At 42.5% G+C, this 24,130-nt stretch carries 13 protein-coding genes; 7 read left to right on the top strand and 6 right to left on the bottom strand.

Going from position 1 to position 24,130, the window contains the following annotated elements:
• Window positions 1-348 precede the first annotated feature (348 nt).
• Window positions 349-2,094 (top strand): alpha-glycosidase, encoded by a 1,746-nt coding sequence (locus tag H70737_RS08420; protein WP_042186327.1) that lies wholly within the window; start codon window positions 349-351, stop codon window positions 2,092-2,094.
• A gap of 169 nt (window positions 2,095-2,263) precedes the next feature.
• Here H70737_RS08420 and H70737_RS08415 read toward each other — a convergent pair whose 3' ends face one another.
• Window positions 2,264-9,769 carry a pullulanase gene (locus H70737_RS08415; RefSeq protein WP_042186325.1) on the bottom strand — a complete coding sequence of 2,502 codons (7,506 nt, stop codon included), beginning with the start codon at window positions 9,767-9,769 and terminating at the stop codon, window positions 2,264-2,266.
• 745 nt (window positions 9,770-10,514) lie between these two features.
• Here H70737_RS08415 and H70737_RS08410 point away from each other — a divergent pair.
• From H70737_RS08410 to H70737_RS08385, 6 genes are all read left to right on the top strand, one after another.
• Window positions 10,515-11,561 (top strand): LacI family DNA-binding transcriptional regulator, encoded by a 1,047-nt coding sequence (locus H70737_RS08410; protein WP_042186323.1) that lies wholly within the window; start codon window positions 10,515-10,517, stop codon window positions 11,559-11,561.
• A gap of 223 nt (window positions 11,562-11,784) precedes the next feature.
• Window positions 11,785-12,441: a beta-phosphoglucomutase gene (gene pgmB / locus H70737_RS08405; RefSeq protein WP_042186321.1), complete on the top strand. Its 657-nt coding sequence runs from the start codon at window positions 11,785-11,787 to the stop codon at window positions 12,439-12,441.
• A 233-nt stretch (window positions 12,442-12,674) separates the two neighbouring features.
• Window positions 12,675-14,993 carry a glycoside hydrolase family 65 protein gene (locus H70737_RS08400; RefSeq protein ID WP_042186319.1) on the top strand — a complete coding sequence of 773 codons (2,319 nt, stop codon included), beginning with the start codon at window positions 12,675-12,677 and terminating at the stop codon, window positions 14,991-14,993.
• Window positions 14,994-15,087: 94 nt separating this feature from the next.
• The gene (locus H70737_RS08395) at window positions 15,088-16,770 is read left to right on the top strand and encodes a glycoside hydrolase family 13 protein (protein ID WP_042186317.1); all 1,683 of its coding nucleotides are present in this window, start codon (window positions 15,088-15,090) and stop codon (window positions 16,768-16,770) included.
• A 144-nt stretch (window positions 16,771-16,914) separates the two neighbouring features.
• The gene (locus tag H70737_RS08390; protein ID WP_188114583.1) at window positions 16,915-17,778 is read left to right on the top strand and encodes an AraC family transcriptional regulator; all 864 of its coding nucleotides are present in this window, start codon (window positions 16,915-16,917) and stop codon (window positions 17,776-17,778) included.
• Window positions 17,779-17,933: 155 nt separating this feature from the next.
• A complete protein-coding gene (locus tag H70737_RS08385; RefSeq protein ID WP_042186314.1) occupies window positions 17,934-18,785 on the top strand; it encodes a DegV family protein in 852 nt (283 codons plus the stop codon).
• Between the two features lie 60 nt (window positions 18,786-18,845).
• On the opposite strand, the gene H70737_RS08380 is transcribed toward H70737_RS08385, so the two are convergent.
• From H70737_RS08380 to H70737_RS08360, 5 genes are all read right to left on the bottom strand, one after another.
• A complete protein-coding gene (locus H70737_RS08380) occupies window positions 18,846-20,486 on the bottom strand; it encodes a PAS domain-containing sensor histidine kinase (protein ID WP_052404209.1) in 1,641 nt (546 codons plus the stop codon).
• Window positions 20,487-20,692: 206 nt separating this feature from the next.
• Window positions 20,693-21,394, bottom strand: a complete 702-nt coding sequence (locus tag H70737_RS08375; protein WP_231573408.1) for an ABC transporter permease — start codon at window positions 21,392-21,394, stop codon at window positions 20,693-20,695.
• Window positions 21,378-22,298, bottom strand: a complete 921-nt coding sequence (locus H70737_RS08370) for an ABC transporter ATP-binding protein (RefSeq protein WP_042186309.1) — start codon at window positions 22,296-22,298, stop codon at window positions 21,378-21,380. The genes H70737_RS08375 and H70737_RS08370 overlap by 17 nt, the downstream gene beginning before the upstream one ends.
• Before the next feature lie 117 nt (window positions 22,299-22,415).
• Complete coding sequence (locus H70737_RS08365; protein ID WP_042186307.1) at window positions 22,416-23,351, bottom strand: sensor histidine kinase; 936 nt, start codon at window positions 23,349-23,351, stop codon at window positions 22,416-22,418.
• Window positions 23,351-24,064 (bottom strand): response regulator transcription factor, encoded by a 714-nt coding sequence (locus H70737_RS08360; protein ID WP_042186305.1) that lies wholly within the window; start codon window positions 24,062-24,064, stop codon window positions 23,351-23,353. Before H70737_RS08360 ends, H70737_RS08365 begins: the two co-directional genes overlap by 1 nt.
• Between the last annotated feature and the right edge of the window lie 66 nt (window positions 24,065-24,130).

Here is a 24,130-nt window from a genome sequence, read left to right as displayed (position 1 = left end):
CTGTTCTATATAACTAAAAGGCAATGTTACTTATGAAAGGTACAACCTCGGACAAGCTACTTCGCGGCGGTTGTGCCTCTTTGTTATGTGCAAGTTTGCCTCATCATTTGCGCATGTTGCATAAAAAACTGTGCAACCATTAACAATAGCGACATTCTAAACCCCACGCGCTGTGGTGAATGGTTCGGGAAAGTATCGCTCACAAAACTTAAGCGTATACTTTCGAGTTAGTTTTGCCGAAGCTGGTCAGGGAAGTATCGCTTACAAAACTAAGCGTATGCTTTCGAAGTAGTTTTGCCGAAGCTGGTCAGGGAAGTATCGCTTACAAAACTTTAGGAGGACTTATTCATGTTACTGGAAGCTGTGTACCATCGCCCGCGGTTAAATTGGTCTTATGCCTATAATGAGAGTACGATTCACTTGCGCCTCCGCGCTAAAAAAGGGGATTTAACAGAAGTATTTGCTTTTGCAGGGGATAAGTACACTTGGGATACCACGAAAGAGCTAATTCCCATGACCCTCTTCACCTCTGATGCGATGTTCGATTATTGGGAATGTGCTTCAGTTCCCATCTATCGCCGATTGAAATACGGATTCTTACTGCAAAAGGATAACGAGAAGGTTTGGATGACCGAAAATGATTTTCAAACGAACCGGCCAGAAAATCCAAACAAGCTTTTCGAGTTCCCATTTATTAACCCCGTTGATGTGTTCACTCCACCTGCCTGGGTAAAGGATGCTGTTTTCTATCAGATCTTCCCTGAACGCTTTGCAAATGGCGACCCTAGCCTTGATCCAAAAGATGTTCAGCCATGGGGAGCAGAGCCAACACCAACCAATTTTTTTGGCGGGGACCTGCAAGGGGTTATTGATCATCTGGATCATCTTAACGAGCTTGGCATCAATGCTATTTATTTCACACCACTCTTCACTGCAACTACTAATCATAAATACGATACAGAAGATTACATGAAAGTTGATCCGCATTTCGGGGATATTGCAACGTTAAAAAAACTCGTCGACCTCTGCCATAAACGTGGTATTCGTGTGCTGTTAGACGCTGTATTCAACCACTCCGGTGGAACCTTCGCTCCATTTTTAGATGTTCAGGAAAAGGGAGAAGACTCCATTTACAAAGACTGGTTCCATATTCGTGAGTTTCCGCTTCAAGTTGTAAACGGGATTCCTACTTATGATACTTTTGCCTTTGAACCACATATGCCAAAGCTTAATACCGAACATCCTGAAGTTAAAGAGTACTTACTGAAGGTCGCTGAATTCTGGATTACAGAAGTTGGAATCGATGGTTGGCGCCTCGACGTAGCCAATGAAGTAGATCATGATTTCTGGCGTGAATTCCGCAAGGTGGTAAAGCGCGCTAATCCGGAGGCCTACATCCTTGGAGAAATCTGGCATGAGTCTGCTCCGTGGCTGGAGGGTGATAAATTCGATGCCGTCATGAACTATCCCTTCACTGATGCTGTCTTAGACTTTTTTGTTCATGGTAACCTTGATGCAGAGGGGTTTGCCAACTCTATTGGTAGACAGTTATCGCGCTACCCACTGCAAGCAAGTGAAGTTGCCTTCAATCTGTTAGATAGTCATGACACTCCACGCTTACTTACGCTGGCTGCTGGGGACAAAAATAAAATGCGATTAGCTGCACTATTCCAGTTCACCTTTATGGGTACTCCTTGTATCTATTATGGCGACGAGTTCGGAATGGACGGTGAAGGTGATCCAGGTTGTCGTAAATGCATGGAGTGGAACCCTGAGAAGCAGGATCGTGATCTGTTCGAATTCTACCGTCAGCTCATTCAAATCCGCAATGAGCAACCTGCACTTCGTACGGGGACATTTACTTTCTTAGAGGCAGGTCGACAAGGCAGTAAGATAGCCTATGAGCGCCGATTGGATCTTGAGACTATAGTTGTACTGATCAATAGCGAAGAGACCGCTCAAACGTTCCGTATTGACGTAGACGAGCGAAATTGGGAGAACTTGTTCACGGCCGATACAGTGCGTGCTGAGCGTGGCAAGCTGAACGTGAAGATGCCTGCTTATGGTTTCGCTATACTTAAAGCAATCAACTAGATTTAAATGCCTTTGGCCGTATAAAACATAACAAAACAGGGTATCTCACTAGCTATGATAGCTGTGGGATACCCTGTTTTCTATTAGAGATGACTAAGAATGACTTTCACATTACTAGCCAACTACTAATACTTCGGTGCACTAACAATCAGCACACCGAAGTCCAGTTTTACTTGCTCAGTAGCGTATAAATAATCTGTGCGCTTTCGGCGCGGGTCATCCATCCTTTTGGAGCAAATTGATTGTTCTCTCTGCCTTGGAGAAGCCCTAGACCTGCTGCTGTCTTCACGTAGCTATCTGCCCACTTGCTAATGCTAGATGCATCTGCAAATGTCGTGACACCCACTGCTGGTTCGATCTTCTTACCAGACTTCACTTCAAGCGCACGGATCACCATGATAGCCATTTCCTCACGGGTAATGGAAGCATTCGGCGCAAAAGTATCCTTGCTTCGACCACTAACAATGCCCAGCTTAGACGCTGTTGCTACGTATGATGAATACCATGCATCTGACTTGATATCAGTAAATTGAACCGGCCCTTCCGCATTTAAACCAAGTGCACGAACTAGTAATGCGGTAAATTCCGCACGACTAACATTGCTCTTCGGATTAAATTCGGTTGTCGTAACCCCTGAAACAATTTGTTTTGCAGCAAGAGACTGAATGGCATGGAATGCCCAATAAGTAGTTGGAACATCCTCAAACGACTTCACAATCTCTAATACGGCATATTTACTAAAGTGCGTGACTTGTGTAGATATCACGTCTCCATTCAGCTGTCCACCTACGTACTCAAGCTCGCCATTATCGCCTAAATAGTAGATGCCCAATAAATCTTTATTCGATTGGCCTTTAATCTTAAACGATATCGTAATTGGCTCATCGAACTTCTTAACTACAATCCGGGTACCATCTTTCTTCAGAATGCTAAGTCTCAGTTCAAACACATCAGAAAGCGAAGTTACGGTCCCCACCTCTTTGTTTAAACCGTCGATTAATTCTTTTGTAGCAGACTGGACCAATGGTTTCAGCTCCAACAGGATTTGAGCACCTTCCGCATCCACACCTGAAGCTAAACTTGGTATTGTGCTTAACAGTTTGTTAGGGATAGTAAGTAATAGATCCCCCACTTTAAATACTAGATCATTAGATCCCAATGTTTTTGCTGCTTGCAACGGTAACAATACCGCTGTCTTACCTGCAGCAATATCGATTTGTACCTTTCCATCTTTACCATTCTTCAAACTGTCCTCACTGACAACTTGCATATCAGCAGGAGTTGTTGGGCTAACTTCAGCACCACCTGAGGTTGGTGTTGGTGTCACTTTAGATACAGCAGCTAGAATAACCGTACCCCCATCATCTCTACCTGGTAGATCAATGATTACTTTTTGATCTTCGGATACCGTGTATGTTTTACCGCTGTACTCATCCTTTACAGATGAATTGGCAGCAAACGGTACTGGAATCGTTGCGGATTCCTCACTTGTTTTAGTGTTAATAACCGTCACGACGTTCTCATTATCGTAAGACTTATTGAAGGCTAAATAACCTAAATCATCTGAACCTGCCAACTTCGTGCGCGTACCTTTAGAATACACTTTGGAGTATTTTGCACGGATATTCAACAGCTTCTGATAATGATCATGAAGTGGCTTTTCTGCAGTCAACTGATCCCAAGGCATATCTTTACGGTTCTCACTGAACTCACCTTTAGACATGTCTCCTGCATTTTTACCCGATTTCCCCAGTTCTTCTCCGTAGTAAATGACTGGCTGTCCCTTGGCTGTGATTTGCAGAGCGGCTGCGATTTTCAGCTTGCCTTTATCTCCATCCACATAATTAGACAAGAAGCCATCCTCATCATGACTACTCAGGAATTGAGCCATCATCTTCGTGTTATCAATCTTTAACTCTCGTTCCTGCAAATAGGAATCAACACTGTTAACTTTACCATCAGTAAAGTCTTTCGCAGCATCATTAAATCCAAAATCAAGCAGTCCGTCCATCTGGCCTGTTTCGAGCATTCCACCATTGCTATCAATGGTTCCGCCGAAGTATTCACCGGTCATTTTGAAGTTTGGATCAATTGAAGTCAGTGCATTTTTAAATGCTTTCCAAGTTGTATCTTCTACATGTTTGACTGTATCCACACGGAAATAGTCAATCGTATCTCCACGTTCCGTCCGAGCGTTATCTAACCACCCTGTTTGCCAAGCGATAATTTTTTCACGAACGGCTGGATCTTCCGTTTTGAAATCCGGCAATCCTGCAAGCTCGCCTTTGATTGGATCTGTATCCGCGGATACACCATCCGTACGAAGCATTCCTTCAAAACGTGCTTTATCCTCAGCTGTAATCGTCGGCTCTTTATCCTCAGCCTTTAAACCGTAGCCCGTATGATTGAGTACAACGTCGACCATGATCTTGATGCCCTTGTCATGTGCCTTTTCGATCAATTCCTTGAAGGTCTCCATATCACCAAGATGCTCGTCGAGCTTTGTAAAATCCTTGGCCCAATAGCCATGATATCCGTATTGTTTGAAGCCATGACCTTTATTAAAATCAATATTATCTACAATTGGCGTAATCCAAAGCGTGTTAATACCAAGTTCTTGCAAATAATCGAGATTGTCGATCATTCCTCGGAAATCACCACCGTGGTATGCTTCCAGTTGATCTTTATCTACATTCTCATTATTTGTTGGATCTCCGTCTTTGAAGCGGTCTGTAAGCGCGAAGTATATACGAGCCTCATCCCAATCAAAATCCAGCTTATCACCTGTGTAGGTTCTCGCTTTTACCTCGAGTTTAGCATTTTCTTTATGTGAATTTCCGTACTGGTCCACGAGCGTAATCGGAATATTTTTGATCCCCGCTGACACCGTGTCCTTCACAGCAACTGTCTGCTTCATCAGCTCCGTATCCAGCTTAACTTTGCTTGGTCCTCCAAGATTGGTTAAATCCATGTATCCCTCTGAATATGTTACCTCTTCTGAAGTCACTACATTGATGGTTACAACCGCATTCTGATTAGATGCAACTGCTTCCGGATTCACGGATGTCGTAATCTTAACGTCAGGAATATGATACACAACAATAGATTCATCATTCACTGTATTCTTAGGATCTGTAAATTCAGTAGTGATTCCGTTTTTCGTGATCAAGAACGTGTACTTATACGTACCTTCTACTAAATCAGTCAACGTGTAAGTGAACCACTCGTTAGCGGAATCATAAACCATTGGATATGTTTTTCCATTCACTTTTACTTTAGCAGCTGTGATCGCTTCCATATTCCCACTGCGGAACAATGCATCATCGCGATATCTAAAAGTAATCGTTCCATCCTTAAGGATAGGACCGCTAATACTTGGTTTGATATCAAACTCCTTCACCCCACTAGTTACATTCACTTTAGTGAATAATTCACCAGGCGTCAGCGGAATGATACGGTCATCCCCGTAAGGGTCCTTAATCGACCAATCGGTACCTTTACGAAGGACGAACCCTACACTTGTCGCATTCTCAGCAACCTCAATCAAAACACTCGCTGTGCCATTCTTAAAGGTTGTAAAATCAATCTGATCATTTTTAACTCCTGTATTCCAGACCCAGATGTTCCAATCCTTATAATCCTTATCACTACGATTATAGGTAAATTGGACATATCTCTTATCAGTAACCTTTACGGTAACAGTTGTAGAAATACCGCCATAAGTGATGGTAATTACAGCTGTTCCATTACCAATTGCCTTCACTTGACCTTTACTGGTTACTGTAGCCACTTCAGGCTTATTGGAAGTGTAAGTAGCCAATTGCGTAACATTTCTTCTGCTGTTGTCGTCGTACTTCGCAAAAACAGCTGTTTGATGCGTATTGCCTGCTGCCAGCGTGTAGCTTGCACTATCGGTCTCTATAGAAGTAAGCGTAGCGGCTTCAGCTTCCATTTTGATAATCACTGCAGTCAAAGGATCTAGCTTGATTGAATTAGCAGTTAAAATGAAACCACTCTGTTGACTAACTGCAGTAACACCAGCTTCATCATTGTCAACAAGCACCTGACCACTCGTCAAATCCTCTGATAAAGTAAGAGTTCTTTCTGTGCTATCGCCATTCATGAAAACATAATAGATACCTGTGCCATCAGTAGCTTTGTTTGAATAGCCAATGACAAGATCATCAGTCTTCATTTCTGGTGCAGGAATTAGTTTAACATTGGAATCAACCAGATCCTTGTCGCCCAATCGGAATGCATCGGTAGACTTTCTCAATTCCATCAGACCTGACGTGTATTTTCTTGTTGTATTCTGTACTGGGAATTGTGATTCATCCGTTGCTTTGGTCCAATCAAACATGTTGACAGCATCCGAAGAATCATACGAATCATGAATAAAATAACCAAAGGATTTGCCTTCACTATCAAACATTTCAGTGTACTTATCCTGAGGAACCGAAGTGCTATTCCATTGCTTGGTACGCCCATATTCCTGGCCTGCATGAATGAAGGCAGTGCCTTGGGAGGTTAGAACAAGCATGTTTCCGAGTCTAATCCGTTTCTGGATTTCAAGCTCATTCTTCTCAATGGCAGGATCTTTCTTGATCGTTTGTGCAATAACATCGTGCAGCGTCAGGTTATCATGCGCTTCGATGTACGGAACGATATCACCTGGATCATCAGCAGGCGTATTTGAGGGCTCCGCCTTAATATTGTTAAAGATTGTCGCTATTGGACGCGCACCGCCCGTAATAAATCTAGGTTGACCTTCGGAACCATAACCAGACTTCAATTCATTACGGAATTCATCAGAGAAAACACCGACATTATCCGTTTTATCCATCCAATCCTGATCTGCCCCTTTTCCAGCAAGGGAAGGATCGGCTGCGGCACCACCGAATGTTCTCCAGCCTTCACCGATAAAAAGTGCCTTCGGATTAATTTCTGCCGCGGCATCATAAGCATTCTGAACAGCCTCCGCTGTCGCATCGCCCATCATATCCCAGCGCATTCCATCAATCTTGTACTCTTCAAACCAGTATTTCACGGAATCAACCATCAACTTCTCAGCCATTTTATGGTTAGTGGCCAGATTGTTTCCGAAACCTCCGATAAAGTTGCCATTTGCATCTTGGAACGCGTAATAATTAGGAACGATGTCGTTTAAGAATTCTTTTTTAGCCATATGTGTGTACACTACATCCAGAATGACACCCATTCCAGCTTCATGTATGGCGTCAATCAATCCTTTTAATTCTTTAATCCGCTCCTCAGGATCAGCAGGTTTCTGCGAATAAGCACCATCTGGAGAGAAGTAGTTGTGAGGATCATATCCCCAGTTGTATTCATTGTTTTTAGCGGAATATTCTGTTTCTCTAGTCCCCATCTTCGTCTCATCCCCGTAATACCAAGCCATCACAGGAAGTAATTGAATATGAGTTACACCGAGAGATTTAATATAATCGAGCTTCTTTTCAAAAGCGCTATAAGAGCCCCATCTTTCGCCACTCAGACTATCTTCAATCGATACATCGGATGTAAAGTCTCTGACGTGAACTTCATAAATGATTGCGTCTTCGCGTTTTTCGTAGCCTTTAATATCAGCATAACCAAAGGTATCTGGGTTCGTCTGGCTTAAATCAACGATAGCCGCTTTACCGACTGTATCCCCGCCAGCACCAGCAGCACCTGTGGTATCCACAGTAAATACCGCCATTGATTTAGCATAAGGATCAAGGACCTTATTGGTTACACCGTCATTCGTCACTTCATATTGATAAAAGAATCCTCTTACATCGTTTGTAGTCGTGCCTGTCAAATCAGTCGGCTTTAAGTCCACCGACCAGACTCCTTGCTCACCGCTCGTTAAGTCCACACTACCCACGAACACGTTGGAGTCATTCTTATCGTACACATTTACGACAACCGAGCTAGCTTTAGGAGCCCACAATTTTAACGTGGCTGTTTTGTCAGCGTTGTACGTAGCCCCTAGATCATCTCCTGTATAATTGTACATTTCATCAAGCATTCTCCAACCACTAGCCGCAGAGACCGTTTTGCCTGAATAAGTAACGCTAAGCGGAACTTTATCCAGATCAAAGGCTTTTGTATCAACTTCAATTGAAGTTTTGCTAGTAATGGTTACAGCCGATACAGGAATAGCAACACCGTCTTTATCTTTAACGGTAATCTCATTCTTCAATGCTGCTGCATCCAAGCCGTCAGTTAACGTGAAACCAAGAAGGATTTTGCTCGTCGACAACACTTCAGCAGATACTAAACCGATAGGTGTTTCACCAAATGGTGAAACATATACATTGTTGTCTCCTTCTTTTATCCACAGCTGGTTGTAACGATCCAGTAGAGTAAATCCTTTGTCACCGCCGTCTTTATTATCGCCATTCAACGGGTTCACTACGAGAAACCCAATTTTTTTTGCAGCTTCTTTCAATGGAATATCAATATAAGCACCAAAGCGACCTACTTGATCGGCTTGGAATGGAACTGCATCTTTAGGCCATTCCTTAAGTGAAACTGCAACATCATCCCACAACCATAATCCATATTGACTTTGATTGGAATCTGATCTCATATAATGGATCCGAACGGTATTTGCCGGAAGCTTAACCGGTTCATAAGGCGTAACTACATCAGAGCCTTCTGTGATCCATACTTCATTAGTTTGTGGAGTATTAATCGAGAAGTTCTTATCTCCTCCATCTTTAGCACCACTTGCACGCTGAAGCGCGATGAATGAGATTTTCTTAGCCCCATCCTTAATCGGCACATCAACATATGCACCATAGGAATCCATTTGTCCATCAGGAAAAGGGGTCGCACCCATAGCCCAATCAACAGAAGGGCTTACAACATCACCCCATAACCACAATCCCTTATCGGTGTAATCACTAGCTTTGTAGTGAACACGAATGTGCCCTGCTGGAACAGGTGTAACCTCTACAGGTTCAGTAGGGATTTTATATTCTGCGGTCACACTGTGATCTGCAGTATTGTACTTGAAGGTTACCTTAAGATCTAACGGTAGGCTCAACGCTAGATCGCTTTCTGGATAAGACATATCCTCTGCTTCTGTGGCTCCTGGAACAGAAACCTTATATGTGTAATCTCCCTGCGGCACAGTAACAACTGTACTGTACACACCATCAAAATCCGGATCTGTTAATGTGGATAACGCCTCTGCTGGCAGGTTTCCTGTCAATTTAGGCGTAATTGGCGTGTAATACGTAGAATCAGCTATTTTATGAGTGATGTCATTATAATAAAAGGTTACAATCGTTTCTGTTTCTAGCTTGATGTGGATATTCTCTCCATCATTTTTCCCTTGAGGGTTTGTATACTTTGCAAATCCATAGTTCTCATCCCAACTATCGTTCAGAGCAACCTTATAATTATATTCTCCTGCTGGCAGAGTCCCAGTAAAAGAATACAACCCATTGTCTGAGTAAGTCATTTGGGTGACTACTGATGCCTCATCCCAATCTTTGCCGGGATTTTCCGCCCCAGTAGAAATAAACTGTGATTGCAAATCACCGACCAAAACTACCTTTGTCGTTTCTGCTGAAACCTTAACTGGGTGTAAGCCGAGACTGGAGAACACAAGAGCAACGATCATGAAGATCGCGAACGTCCTCTTGCCCCATAAAGTTATTTTCATTTTTGTAAAACCTCCCATAATTATGAATTCCCTTTGTGCAAGCGGATACATAATTTCTCGAACCCCGCCAATTATTCTGGGGTTATGAAATCATGCGTCTTCCTTCTGTGGTTGGAGAAGGTCTATGTGTGCGGCTCGTCAAACCGGATTAACAGCATCATCCTCCCATCAAAGTTAAAGATCAACACCAAAACCATGAATTTAGTGCAAACGTTTGCAAATAGTCGTGCACAAACCTAAGTACATAAAATTCATTCCTTAACACAACTGATATCGATCCAAAATCACCCAATGTAAACGCTTGCTATATTTTGATTTACATACTAATGCTGTATTTATGGTATTGTCAACCAGTATTTTTATGTGTTTAACGAACTCAAATTATCATAAAAGTAAAAATAAAGAAAAGTGAACCTGATAATCCCATTTAGGATTTATCCGTTTTTTTTGACTGTCACTCTAATTCCATTCCTCGAATCAAATTGTTCCAAAAAATTTAAGCCACACGTTTGCATTTACGAAATGCTCCTCTCGAAGAAATTGGATATCTTTTATACATATTAAGGTCAATCTTGCTAAATCATTCATACTTTTTTGGTGAAAACAAACAATTTTACACATAAATTTCTAATACTCTTTCCAAAAGTAGCAATATTGCCCTTCCAAATGACTTTATCTATTTACAATTTAGAACTCTTAGATTAATATTACTGTGTAAAGCAAACGGTTCCATAAGGAGGTTTCTATGACAGTTACCATTAAGGATGTGGCCAAGAAAGCGGGAGTATCTCCCTCCACGGTATCCCGGGTATTGTCCAATCACCCCAGAATCAGCCTGGAAACTTCCCGCAAGGTCAAAGCTATTATGGAAGATATGGGCTATACACCTAACATGATGGCTAAGAGTCTAGTGTCGAAAACTACAAACAGCATATGCTTCAGTCTTCCTAAACCAGCTGAAGAGCTGTTCTCAAATCTATTTTTTATGGAATTAATCCGAGGGATCGTTACACAAGCTAGCCGTTCCGGCTACGACGTGTTAATTAGCTCCGGAGCAAACGAGAAGGAAGAATTGGAAGCCGTTTCAAGACTTCTAAAGGGTCGTCGAGTAGATGGTGTTATTCTGCTTTACTCTCGTACAGATGATGCTGTTATTGATTTTCTAGAGAGTAACGATTATCCATTCGTACTGGTAGGCCGAAGTGATCGATATGAGAATATTTTATCTGTCGATAACGATAATGTGATGGCAGCATATGATGCTACAAACCACCTCATTTCAATGGGTCATGAACGTATTGGCTTCGTAAGTGGACCGCCTAATCTAATTGTTTCTCGCGATCGTCTCGCAGGATACCGTAAAGCACTGCTGAATAGCGGTCTTGAAATGCGTGATGAATGGATTGTAGAAGGTGAATTTCTACAGGATAGCGGATATAGAGCGATGTCTTTTTTCATGAATTTGCCTAATCGGCCTACTGCTCTAGTTGCAGTGGATGATATGGTATCGTTCGGAATTTTACGTGGATTGAATGAGCTGAAATACAAAGTGCCTGACGATCTCGCTATTGTGAGCTTTAACAATATTCCATTATCTGAATTATCCAGCCCTCCGATCAGTAGTATTGATATTGGAATTTATCATCTTGGCTACACTGCATCTCAGGTACTTATTCAGAATATCAAGAGTCCGAATCACGATGCTGGTTATACAAACCGATTTGTTATTCCACATCGCTTGATCGTGAGAGAGTCATCCATGTACTCACATGCTAAGAACAAAACCGAATGAATAAGTGAAGCGATCAACGCTTCATTTATTTTTTGAAAATCTGTACAAACGTTTGCGCTAAATTACTAAAACTTCTTGATCCAGTTCTTTTCAGGGTGAATATTCGAATCTGAGGTTAAGATAAACTTAACATCTTTAGCAAAGCTTATACGAATTGAAAGCAAATTCAGATACGATAACCCAATGGATCACGATACTGTCACAAATTTTAGGAGGTACTACAATGACGGAAATTAAAGCCTGCTTGTTCGATTTGGATGGTGTTATCGTTGATACTGCCAAATACCATTATATCGCATGGAAAGAGCTTGCAGATGGATTAGGGTTTCTCTTCACAGAACAAGATAACGAACGCCTTAAAGGAGTTAGCAGAACTGCCTCGCTAAATATTTTGCTGGAAATCGGCGGACTAACTATCGATGAAGAAGAGAAAGCTAAGCTTGCGGAACAGAAGAATAATCGATATGTCGAATATATTGCGAAAATGGACAGCTCAGAGATTTTGCCAGGTGCGCTTGATTTTCTGAAAGAGTGCCGTGAGAATGGCATCAAAGTTGCCCTCGGGTCTGCTAGTAAGAACGCAATGACGATATTAAATAATACCGGATTGACCCCTTACTTTGATGCAATCATCGATGGCACACACACAAGTGCTGCTAAACCTGATCCGGAAGTTTTTCTTTTAGGAGCTAAAGCACTTGGCGCTGATCCTAAACACTGTGTTGTCTTCGAAGATGCAGAAGCAGGAATTGAAGCTGCGTCGCGTGCTGGAATGTTCAGCGTTGGTATTGGTTCACCGGAAACGCTCAATGCGGCGAATATCGTTGTTCCATCGCTCGCTCATATGAGTGTGTCACAACTCAAAAAATCTTTTGCTTAAAGTCTAACGAACATTAATCAACTGAAAGTGTTAATGTGATTCGCCCTGCTGCATTCCACTTATAAATGAAATATGTATATCTAGAGGTACGCTTGAAGTGGAGATGGCGAAAGGATTGTGTAGAAGCGCTAGCGATCGGAACAACCTTTCGCCAGCGGAGCGACTCACAAGCACCAAAGTAGAGATATAGTTCATTATATATCCCCACAACATATTTAAAGGAGCCGGTTATCGTGAAACAATATTTAACAATTGATGAATGGTCCATTATTGAAGAATCCTTTGATCCACAGACACAAGAAATCTCTGAAAGTGTATTTAGCCTTGGCAACGGATTTATGGGTGGTCGAGCTAATTTTGAAGAGAAATATAGTGGAAGTAGCCTACAAGGCAGCTACATGGCTGGCGTGTACTATCCTGACAAAACACGGGTCGGCTGGTGGAAGAACGGCTATCCTGAATATTTTGCTAAAGTACTGAACAGCACAAACTGGATCGGTATTAACATCGACATTGAAGGAACTCCTTTAGACCTGGCAAAATGTACGGTTTCCGATTTCCGTCGTGTTCTTAACATGAAGGAAGGTACGCTTTCCCGTTGTTTCACTGCCACACTCGAAGATGGTAAGGAAGTTAAAGTTGAGAGTATCCGATTCGTCAGCATGACTCGTCAAGAAATCGGTGCTATTCGTTACTCCATCATTCCTGTGAATTTCTCAGGCAAGATTACGATCACTCCTTATCTCGACGGTGACGTGAAGAACAAGGATTCCAACTACGACGAGAAATTCTGGAATGAAGTTGAGAAGCAAGCAGGCACTGAAGGTGGACACCTCACCCTTAAGACTAAAAAACTCGATTTCCATGTAACCTCTGCTATGGCTTTTGATATCCTTGTCAATGGTGAGAAAGTCAACGCTGATGCTGGAGCTATTGAACAAGAGAAATATGTAGCCAGCAAAATGAATGTATCCGTACAATCTGGCGATCAAGTCGTCATTTATAAATATGTTGCTAACGTAACCTCACGTAATCACGGTCTTGGACAATTGGTCGATGCTGCTCAAACTGCTTTACAAGCTGCTAAGGAAGCTGGTTTTGTAACCCTTCTGACAGAACAAATAGAAGCTTGGAGAGAGAAATGGAAAGAAAGCGACATCATTATTGAAGGTGACGTTTCGGCACAGCAAGCGATTCGTTTCAATATTTTCCAGTTAAACCAAACCTACAATGGTGAAGATGACCGTCTGAACATCGGCCCTAAAGGCTTTACAGGTGAAAAATACGGCGGCAGCACTTACTGGGATACAGAGGCGTATTGCGTTCCCTTCTATCTCAGTACAGCAGACTCCTCTATTGCTCGCAACCTGTTGATCTACCGTTACAAGCATTTGGAAAAGGCTAAGGAAAATGCTCGTAAGCTTGGTTTCGCAAAAGGCGCATTGTACCCAATGGTTACAATGAATGGCGAAGAGTGCCACAATGAGTGGGAAATTACATTTGAAGAAATTCACCGTAACGGTGCTATTGCTTATGCGATTTACAACTATGTAAACTACACAGGAGACAAAGCTTATCTTGGTCAATATGGCCTTGAAGTTCTGGTGGAAATCTCCCGCTTCTGGGAAGAACGTGTTCACTATGCAAATCGTAAAGACAAATACGTGATGCTTGGCGTAACGGGACCTAATGAATATGAAAATAACGTAAATAATAACTGGTACACCAACCGGATGGCTTCCTGGACTATGGAATATACCTTAGAAGCTCTGGATTATCTGAAAAAGAACGAATCCACACGCTATGCAGAACTAGTTGATAAACTAGGACTCCAAGAGAGCGAAACTGCAAAATGGAATGATATCATTGCCAAAATGTATTATCCTGCAGATGAAGAACTGGGTATTTTCTTGCAACAAGATGGCTTCCTAGATAAAGAGATTATTCAAGTCAAGGATCTGGCAGCTGAGAACCTGCCGCTAAATCAAAAATGGTCTTGGGATCGTATCCTTCGTTCTTGCTTCATTAAACAAGCAGACGTTCTGCAGGGATTATATTTCCTAGGGGACCGCTACGATCTGGATACCAAAAAACGGAATTTCGACTTTTACGAGCCGATCACTGTTCATGAGTCCTCCCTATCCCCTTGTATCCACTCTATTCTAGCCAGCGAACTAGGATATAAGGATAAGGCTTATGAAATGTACTTGCGTACTTCAAGACTGGATCTTGATAACTATAACAATGATACCGAAGACGGCTTACACAGCACTAGTATGGCCGGTACTTGGATGTCAATCGTACATGGCTTCGGCGGATTACGTGTTCATGATGGCAGACTGACTCTAAGCCCATCGAACCCAGGTCACTGGACAGCGTACTCTTTCAAAATCATGTTCCGCGGCTCCCGTCTAAAAGTAAGCGTTTCGGACGCACAGGTTACGGTTACGAATGAAACTGATATTCCAGCTTCTATTACTATCTATGACAAAGAATATACCGTGAACGGACTAAGCAGCATCACTGCTGACAGCAATTCCGTCACAGTATAAACCGACACCACAAGAGACCCTTTGAAGCCAATAGCTTTTTAGGGTCTCTTTATTTTTTTCCTAAATGGATAACTTATATAAGGAGTGATTATTAATGAAAAGAACCTTTTGGAAGGAAGCTGTCGTTTATCAAATTTATCCACGCAGCTTTCAAGATAGTAATGGTGACGGTATTGGAGATCTGCAAGGCATCATTTCACGTCTGGATTATTTGCAGAAGCTCGGTGTCGATGTAGTGTGGTTGTCACCAGTGTATAAATCGCCAAATGATGATAATGGTTATGACATCAGCGATTACGAAGATATTATGGATGAGTTCGGCACGCTAAAAGACTGGGAGGAACTACTGACTGGACTGCATGATCGTGGCATTAAGCTAATGATGGATCTTGTAATCAACCACTCTTCTGATGAACATCAATGGTTCGTAGAGTCCCGTTCGTCAAAAGATAATCCATACCGTGATTACTACATATGGCGTCCAGGTGGACCGAATGGCGAACGTCCAAACAATTGGAGTTCCATATTCAGCGGTCCGGCTTGGGAACTAGATGAGACTACCGGTGAATACTATCTACATCTGTTCTCACGCAAGCAACCGGATCTCAACTGGGACAATCCAAAGCTGCGCGAGGAATTATACAAGATGATTACCTTCTGGCTCGACAAGGGTGTGGATGGATTGCGGATGGACGTCATTAATTTGATTTCTAAAGCAGAAGGGCTACCTTCCTTCCAAATCGAGGGCGAGGCGCCAGAGGAACTTGCTTGGGGTGGCGATTACTTTATGAATGGCCCCCGAGTCCATGAGTTTTTACATGAAATGAACCAAAAAGTTCTTTCAAGCTATGACATTATGACCGTCGGGGAAACGCCAGGGGCTTCAGTAGAGGATGCCGTTCTTTACACAGACGAAGATCGTGAAGAACTTCAAATGGTATTCCAATTCGAGCATATGGACGTAGATTCCGGCCCAGGAGGCAAATGGGATGTAGCCCCATGGACATTAACTAAACTGCGCGGCATACTTCATAAATGGCAGATCGGTTTGGCTGAAAAGGGTTGGAATAGTCTGTACTTAAACAATCATGACCAGCCGCGTATGGTTTCACGATTTGGTGATGATGGGAAGTATCGCGTAATATCTGCCAAAATGCTCGCTACCTTACTACATACACTTAAAGGCACCCCTTATATTTACCAAGGTGAAGAAATTGGGATGACGAATGTAAAATTCACAACGCTGGAAGATTATAAAGACATCGAAATTCTGAATATGTACCGTGAAAAAGTAACTGAGGGTGGCGCAGATCATGAAACGATTCTGAACGCTATCCATGTCAAAGGCCGAGACAATGCCCGTACCCCAATGCAATGGGATGCATCTGCTAATGCCGGATTTTCAGAAGGAGAACCATGGCTCAAAGTAAATCCGATTTACAAGGAAATTAATGTGGAGCAAGCATTGGCGGATTCTGATTCAATCTTCTACTACTACCAGGAATTAATTGCTTTACGCAAAAAAAATCCGATTATGGTATATGGAGAATATAAGCTGCTACTGCCTGATCATGAGAACCTTTATGTTTATACAAGAACTTTAGAGGATGAACAATGGCTGATCCTGCTGAACTTCAACGAGGCCCCTCAAACCGTTGATCTCTCCGCTGAGCTGAGCACCGTTACTGATTTAATCATTGGAAATTACCTGGATGAATCACCAACACGAGAAATTCTGCGTCCTTACGAAGCAAGAGTGTACAGATTACAAAGCTGACTCTCTCCACCTTCCTGAGTTATACTATATAGGATGATTTTGTTAAGATTATTCTTCCATCAGCAACCTGTCATTAGAGAGCAAGGAATAACAGGATTTGCAAATGGTGGCATGTTAGTATGAACTCAAAGGGAGATGGCAGGCTTGGAATGGCTTATCCGCATGAAAGAAGCTTTAGATTATATGGAGAGCAAAATGGAGGAAACCTTTAATATAGAAGATATAGCAAAGGTTGCTTATTCCTCCCCTTTTCACTTCCAGCGTATGTTCTACATGCTCACCGGAGTATCAGTCAAAGACTATATCCGTAAACGCAAACTAACTCTGGCGGCACAGGAACTCGCTATTTCTAAAGTTAAGGTGCTAGATGTCTCATTAAAATACGGATATGACTCTCCCGAGTCGTTTGCCAAAGCATTCCGCAAAGCACATGGAATTACTCCTTCTGCTGCGCGGGAGTCAGGGGTACAGCTCAAAGCCTTCCCTAGACTCTCCTTCCATCTATCACTGAAGGGAGATAAAGAAATGGACTACAGAATTGAGACAAGAGACGCTTTTAATGTTATCGGACTAGTAGAGGAAATGACAACGAAAGATGGGGAGAATTTACGCCGTATCCCCCAGCTGTGGATTGAAGCTAATGAAAATGGTACGTCGGATAAGCTGATTGAGATCGGTGTTGATAAGGACATCCTTGGTATTTGTAAAGATTTCAATCACGAAAAAGAAACCTTCTCCTATTGGATTGCTGTCGAAGCCTCTCCAGAGACGGACGCTCAGGGCTTTGCTTCTACGACGATACCAGCTGCGAGTTGGGCTGTGTTCACCTCAGTAGGGCCAATGCCGAATGCTATTCAGCAAGCATGGTCACGGATCTTTCAGGAGTGGTTCCCTGCAACAGGCTATGAGCATACAGGAGGACCCGAGTTTGAGTTATACCTTCCGGGAAGACCTGATGCAGAGGATTATCGCTGCGAGATCTGGATACCGGTTATGAAAAAAAATTAATACTTACTTAGACTATTCGGAATTCCGGATAGTCTTTCTTTCTTTCAGAATTTCTACGATTTCATTTTGAGAATCGGCTTAATCTTGGTATAATAAATAGATTATGTGATTCAATAATGACTATTGTCGTCCGATTATCGGTGAAGGAGAAATTCATGTCTACTGTAAAAATATTTTCAGACAGCACTTCCGATTTGCCTCAAGGCTGGAAGGATACTTTTAATATCGGCATCGTTCCCCTTTACGTAGTGTTTGAAGAAGGAACCTACAAAGATGGTGAAGATATCACACCAGAAGAAGTGTATCGCCGTGTCGCAGCAAGCGGAGTATTGCCAAAGACGGCCGCGCCTTCGCCAGCTGACTTTATCGCCGCTTTTCATCCGGTAATTAGCCGTGGAGATGATATTGTATATATCAGTCTCTCCTCATCATTATCCTCTACATATCAGAATGCACTTTTGGCTGCTGGGGAATTCCCAGAGGGGCGTGTACAGGTTATTGATTCACAGACCTTATGTGGAGGCATCGCTCTTCTCGTTATGAAAGCTGTCAGAGCCGCTGAAAAAGGTTACAGTGCCATTGAGATTGCAGCTATGCTGAAGCAGAGTCGTAATCTTGTAGAAACAGAATTCGTGGTAGATACGCTAGATTACTTATATATGGGTGGACGCTGTTCAGGTATGCAGAATTTCATCGGTAGTCTGCTAAAAATTCGTCCTGTTCTTAGACTTGTAGACGGCAGCATCGTACCTACTAGTAAAATTCGTGGCAAAAAAGAAAAAGCCGTGGAACAAATGCTCCAGAACGCCTTGGTTAACGTCGAGCGGATGGATAAAGAGCTGCTCATCGTTGTTCATACCTTAGCGGAAGAAGATGCTCGCTATCTAGAGACAGCGATACGAGAGAAAACTCAAGTGAATGAGATCGCTATCCTCAACGCAGGTTGTGTTATTGGTAGCCATTGTGGCCCACATACTGTAGGTCTCATGTATATGCTTCAAGATTAATATTCTAACGCAAATCTCCGGTCATTGCTTCGTAAGTCAATGAACCGGGGATTTGTGCGTTTACCCCTCCTGATTTGAAGTTGAATTTAACTCGACCTCTTTTTTTATGAATGGTAACATAAACCGGAACGTTGAACCTTTATTCTCTTCACTTTCTACAAAGATTGTCCCACCCATCAGCTCAACCAGCTGCTTACAAATAGCGAGTCCCAACCCTGTACCGCCATATTTACGGTTGATGATCGGGTGCAGCTGTGAGAAGGATTGAAATAATAAATTGAGTTTATTATCGGCAATCCCAACACCTGTATCACGGACAGAGAATTCCAATAAATATTCTTTTGAATCCGAAAGTGGAATGTTCTTAACCGATAGTGTAACGCTCCCATGTTCTGTGAATTTCAGAGCATTTCCAACCAGATTGACAATAATCTGTCGCAAACGGATCGGATCAGCCAGTAACGTTGTTGGAACACTCGTATCCGCCCACCACCGCAAGGCCAGCTTCTTCTCTTCGGCTTTAGGCGTAAATAAATCAATAATGTCCGATATCATCTCTCGAAGTTCAAACGATTCGGTTTGCAGTGGCATTTTACCCGCTTCCATCTTGCTGAAATCAAGAATGTCATTCAAGATCTGTAAAAGCGTGTAACTACAGCTTCGTAAAATCTCAACATACCCCCGCTGTTCTTCTCCAAGATCAGTTTCAAGTAAAAGATCTGACATCCCTATCATTCCATTCATCGGTGTCCGAATTTCATGACTCATCATCGCTAAGAAGTCAGATTTGGCTTGCGCCGCCTGTTCTGCAGATTCTTTAGCGCGAATGATTTCTTTCGCATTCGTGATATCACTAAAAGCAATAACTGCTCCTGAGATCATCCCCCCATCCATAAGAGGCGACACCCGATAATTGACAAAAAAGCTGGTTCCATCCTTACGCCAGAAGATCTCATCGTCTTTCCTGCGGATAATTCCATCTGCAATTGTAAGACTAATCTGACAATCAGGGGTTGAATAACGTGAGCCATCGCCTTGGATTTGATGAATATATTCCATCAGCTTCAGGCCAACCAATTCTGTAGGCTGGTAACCTAACATATCTGCTCCCTCACGGTTAATAAAGAGCGTTCGCCCTATATTATCTAGTACGAATATTCCAGCTGAGACGGAGTTCAGAATAAGATTCGCTCGTTTATCTTCGACTTCAGCAGCAAAAGTAGATTTGAAGTTTGACTCTAGTTCTACCTTATCCGATAATTTAGCATGAAAAGAATCTGCTAATGCGTTTAGCCAGTCATGTAACCCTTCCGAATAATGATGATAGTTGCTGTTATCCACTTGTATGATCGCGAATACCCCGACAATTCCCTCGTCTATCGTTATAGGAATAAAGTTTCCCTTCACAACGTCCGCTTTGGGATTGTTCAGATCTTGCAATTCAAAGCTAGAGGGATTCCCTTGCAGGGCAGCCTCAAAACTAGCTACATCAACAAGGTATATTCTTTTAAGTGCTGTCAGACCTATATCTTGGAACGATGCTTCTGCACTGGATTCTAGATAGAACGTACGATTCGTTCCTACGCAGCGACCTTGCCGATCCAACACAAATATCAAATTAGGATGATGGTCATATAACGATTTATAAGCGCTCTCTTCCGAAAGCAATCGTGTTAGAATGGACGTCCAGTCTTTATCCACAATTCATTTCACCTCAGGCTCTCTCATCCATTATCATTACCCTAAAATGAGCGGAAATCATCTCAAATTTTAAATTCTTCTATTTTGACCATTATAGCAAATATACTTTAACCGGTCGCAGATAAACACTAAATCCCCCTTTAGAACCCAACCACGATGACTTACACATCGTACTGAGATTCTTAAGAGGGATTTCTATAAATATTTTAGGCTATATCTTTATGGTCAATATTGCGAATCGCCATATAGGCAATACCTGCTCCTATCAAGCCAAGTGAGATCGACACCGCCGCTAAATTACCTAAGCGTGCTTGATCAAATCCACCAGAAATTAGGGACGTAACTAACACCGCAGAGACGATGGTGGCAGGGACTGATTTTTTCTTCATTCCAAAGTACAAAGGAATCAAAGCAATACCCGCTGCGTAAAATGCGTTTGCACCTAACTTGATCAGCTCTGAAGTGATCATGGGAAGGTTTAACTCACCCGGAATAAGCCCTACAAAAGAATTGAATCCTATTAGGATAGCGCCAACCACAATGTCTGACACGATGATGGCAACAAATGTGAAGGCGAACACTATCAATATTTTCGCAGTCATTAGCTTTTTACGTGAGATAGGGTACATGAAGAGAAGAGTAATTGTGTTGTTCTTATACTCATCAATCACCAGCTTGCTAATAATAACGGAAGCGAAAATAATATAAGCAGCCTTAACAAAAACGAACACACCCTCAAACATATCTGCGTAAGAAGCGAACGACGGTTCATTCTCATTTCGATCAACGAATAAAACCATAATCATAAACCCAAGAATAGCGAGATTGACGATTGCTGCCCCTGTAAGAAGAGTCTTTAGCTTATTCTTCCGAATCTCCAAAGATATTAATTTAAGCAACGCCTTCACCCCCAATCAATTGTAAAAAATAATCTTCCAGCGTATGTTGTTTCTTGCTGATGCTCTCAATCTCCACGTCTGCTAGCACTAACGCCTTATTCAGATCACGTTGTGAGATTCCGCCGTCATAGATTCTTACTGTAATATGATCAAGTACTTTGAAGTTATTGAGGCCAAGCTTGTGCTCCAACACGTACACTGCTTTGTTAATCTCATTCGTAACCACTTCGATATATTCTGTATTTTGACCGCGAATGGAATCCATCGCCACCTCTTCTACCAGAGCACCCTGCCGGATCACACCGATAGTATCAGCAATCTGCTCGATTTCCCCCAGAATATGACTAGATACAAGTAACGTCATTCCATATTCACGGCTAAGCATCCGGAACACTTCACGCATCTCTTTGATTCCCACAGGGTCTAGTCCATTAATCGGCTCATCCAGAATGAGTAGCTCCGGTTTCGTCATAAAGGCTCTGGCAATACCAAGGCGCTGCTTCATCCCAAGCGAAAATTGCTTCACCGGCTTTTTATCAATACCCGTAAGCTTTACCAGCTCCAGCGCTTCACCAATCGCTTGCGGATCATAATAGCCCATGTATTCTCCATGCAGGATCAGGTTTTCCTTGGCTGTGAGTTTATCATAGAACACTGGATATTCAATGATGCAGCCCATCCGTTTGAGCATTTCATACGAATGATTTGTCATTTTTTCATTAAAAAATTCAATCTCGCCACTCGTCGGCTTAACGAGGTTTGTGATCATTTTCATGACCGTTGTTTTGCCGGCACCGTTCGGTCCAAGAAAGCCATAAATTTCACCTTGTTTAATATTCATATTCACATTGCTAACGGCTTCTTTGCCTTGATAGGTTTTCGTTAAATTTCTTGTTCGAAGTATTGTAGTCATTTCCGCGCTCCCCTTTGTTTTCGTCTCGTCTTCCTTAGTTCTTATTGTACACAGCAGAATTTTCTTTTTTATTACTCGATTCTTACAAAAATCTTAAGCTGTACACAATTTCATTCTTTAGAAGCTTAATCTACGAAAAGAAAGGGTAAATACTGTTCTCACAAACGGTTGACTAACCAGTGTAATGGTTCCATTCATCTGCTCCGTTAATCTTTTGGTGATCGTCAGACCTAGACCACTCCCTTGATATGATCGATTTCTCGAATCCTCCAGTGTATAGAGCCGTTCGAATACTTTATCCTGGTGAACTTCACTAATGCCTTTTCCCCTGTCCCAAACATCTATGTATACTTTGTTCTTATCACTATAGAGTTTCAAGCCTAATACGCCTCCGGCATCCCCGTAAGCAATCGCATTCGATAACAAATTGGTCAATATCCGGTCAAGCGCCTCTTCGTTTCCCATGAAATAAAGCGAGTCATCAGGGATTTCTATCTCCACCTCACTGCCCTTGGCGCTAAGGATATCATAGAAAGAGAGAATATTACGTCTGCACACCTCGCCTGCCTCAACACGTGAAAGATTGATTTCCCGATCCCCTGATTCCAGCTTAGCCAAGTCAAAGAACTTGTTCATCAGATGGATCACTTCATTTGCTTTTTGGTGAATCGTATTCATTATACGTTCCCGTTCCTCGGCTGGCATATGTTCATCCTGAAGAATCGTTTCAATATAACCGAGTACTACCGTTAGCGGAGTCTTAAGATCGTGGGAAATGTTCGACAGCATATTACGCATGGACTTTTCCAGCTTCACGCGCTCAATGCTTCCTTTATGATTAATGTCGAGCAGCCGATTTAGATCAATCAGCACACTTTGCAGCTCCACATTACTACTGAATAACAGCAGTCTTTCGTGTGAACCTTCAGCCATGATGCTACTTAGCTTGTCATGAATATATTTCAGGTCTCTGGAAGCTTTACGCGAATGCTGATATTGCCATACAATGACGACGAGCAGGAGTACAATGACCACACTAAGCGCCATGCTCATTATAGCTGCTCTCCCAACTTATACCCGATCCCCCACAACGTCTTGATGAACTCTGGATGGGAGGGATCATCTTCTATTTTTTCGCGTAATCTTCTCATATGTACATTAATAACGTTCTCATCTCCGAAATAATCATCTGCCCATACGCTAGCATAAATCTGCGCTTTGGTGAAGACCCTGCCCGGATGTGTAACGAACAGCTTAAGAATATGAAATTCCTTAGACGTTAACTTCACTTCTTCCCCGTTCTTTAGCGCAGAGAAATTATCCAAATCCACAGTCAGGCCACCAATGGAAATCTTTTGCTTCGCAGGAATTGGAGCTTCCGGTTGGATGGTGGGGGTAGCATAACCCGCTCTTCGAATCGCAGCCTTCACTCTTGCAGCTAATTCGATCATTGAAAATGGCTTGGTAATATAATCATCCGCCCCAAAGCCAAGTCCAAGCGCTTTATCCACATCGCTGTCCTTGGCTGACATGATCAACACCGGAACTAGACTTGTCGCACGGATCGTCTGGAGAATATCAGTACCGCTGCGCTTGGGCAGCATGAGATCTAATAATACAAGATCAAAAGGATTACTAGTACGGAATGTCCTTTCCGCTACTTCACCATCAAACGCCGTTTCCACTTCATAGCCCTCTTTTACTAAATAGGACCTAACCATTTCACTAATTGCTTCGTCATCTTCAATTAACAATATTCGGTGCATGAGTGCTGCCTCCAATGATCTGAGAATAAATATGAATGCTAGATATAGTTAAAGATCAGTCGCAAC

It is taken from the genome of Paenibacillus sp. FSL H7-0737 (genome assembly GCF_000758545.1).
In the GTDB taxonomy this organism is placed as follows: Bacteria; Bacillota; Bacilli; order Paenibacillales; family Paenibacillaceae; genus Paenibacillus_AQ.
The sequence above is the reverse complement of the archived record's forward strand: the minus strand, read 5'-3'. Positions and strand labels throughout refer to the sequence as shown.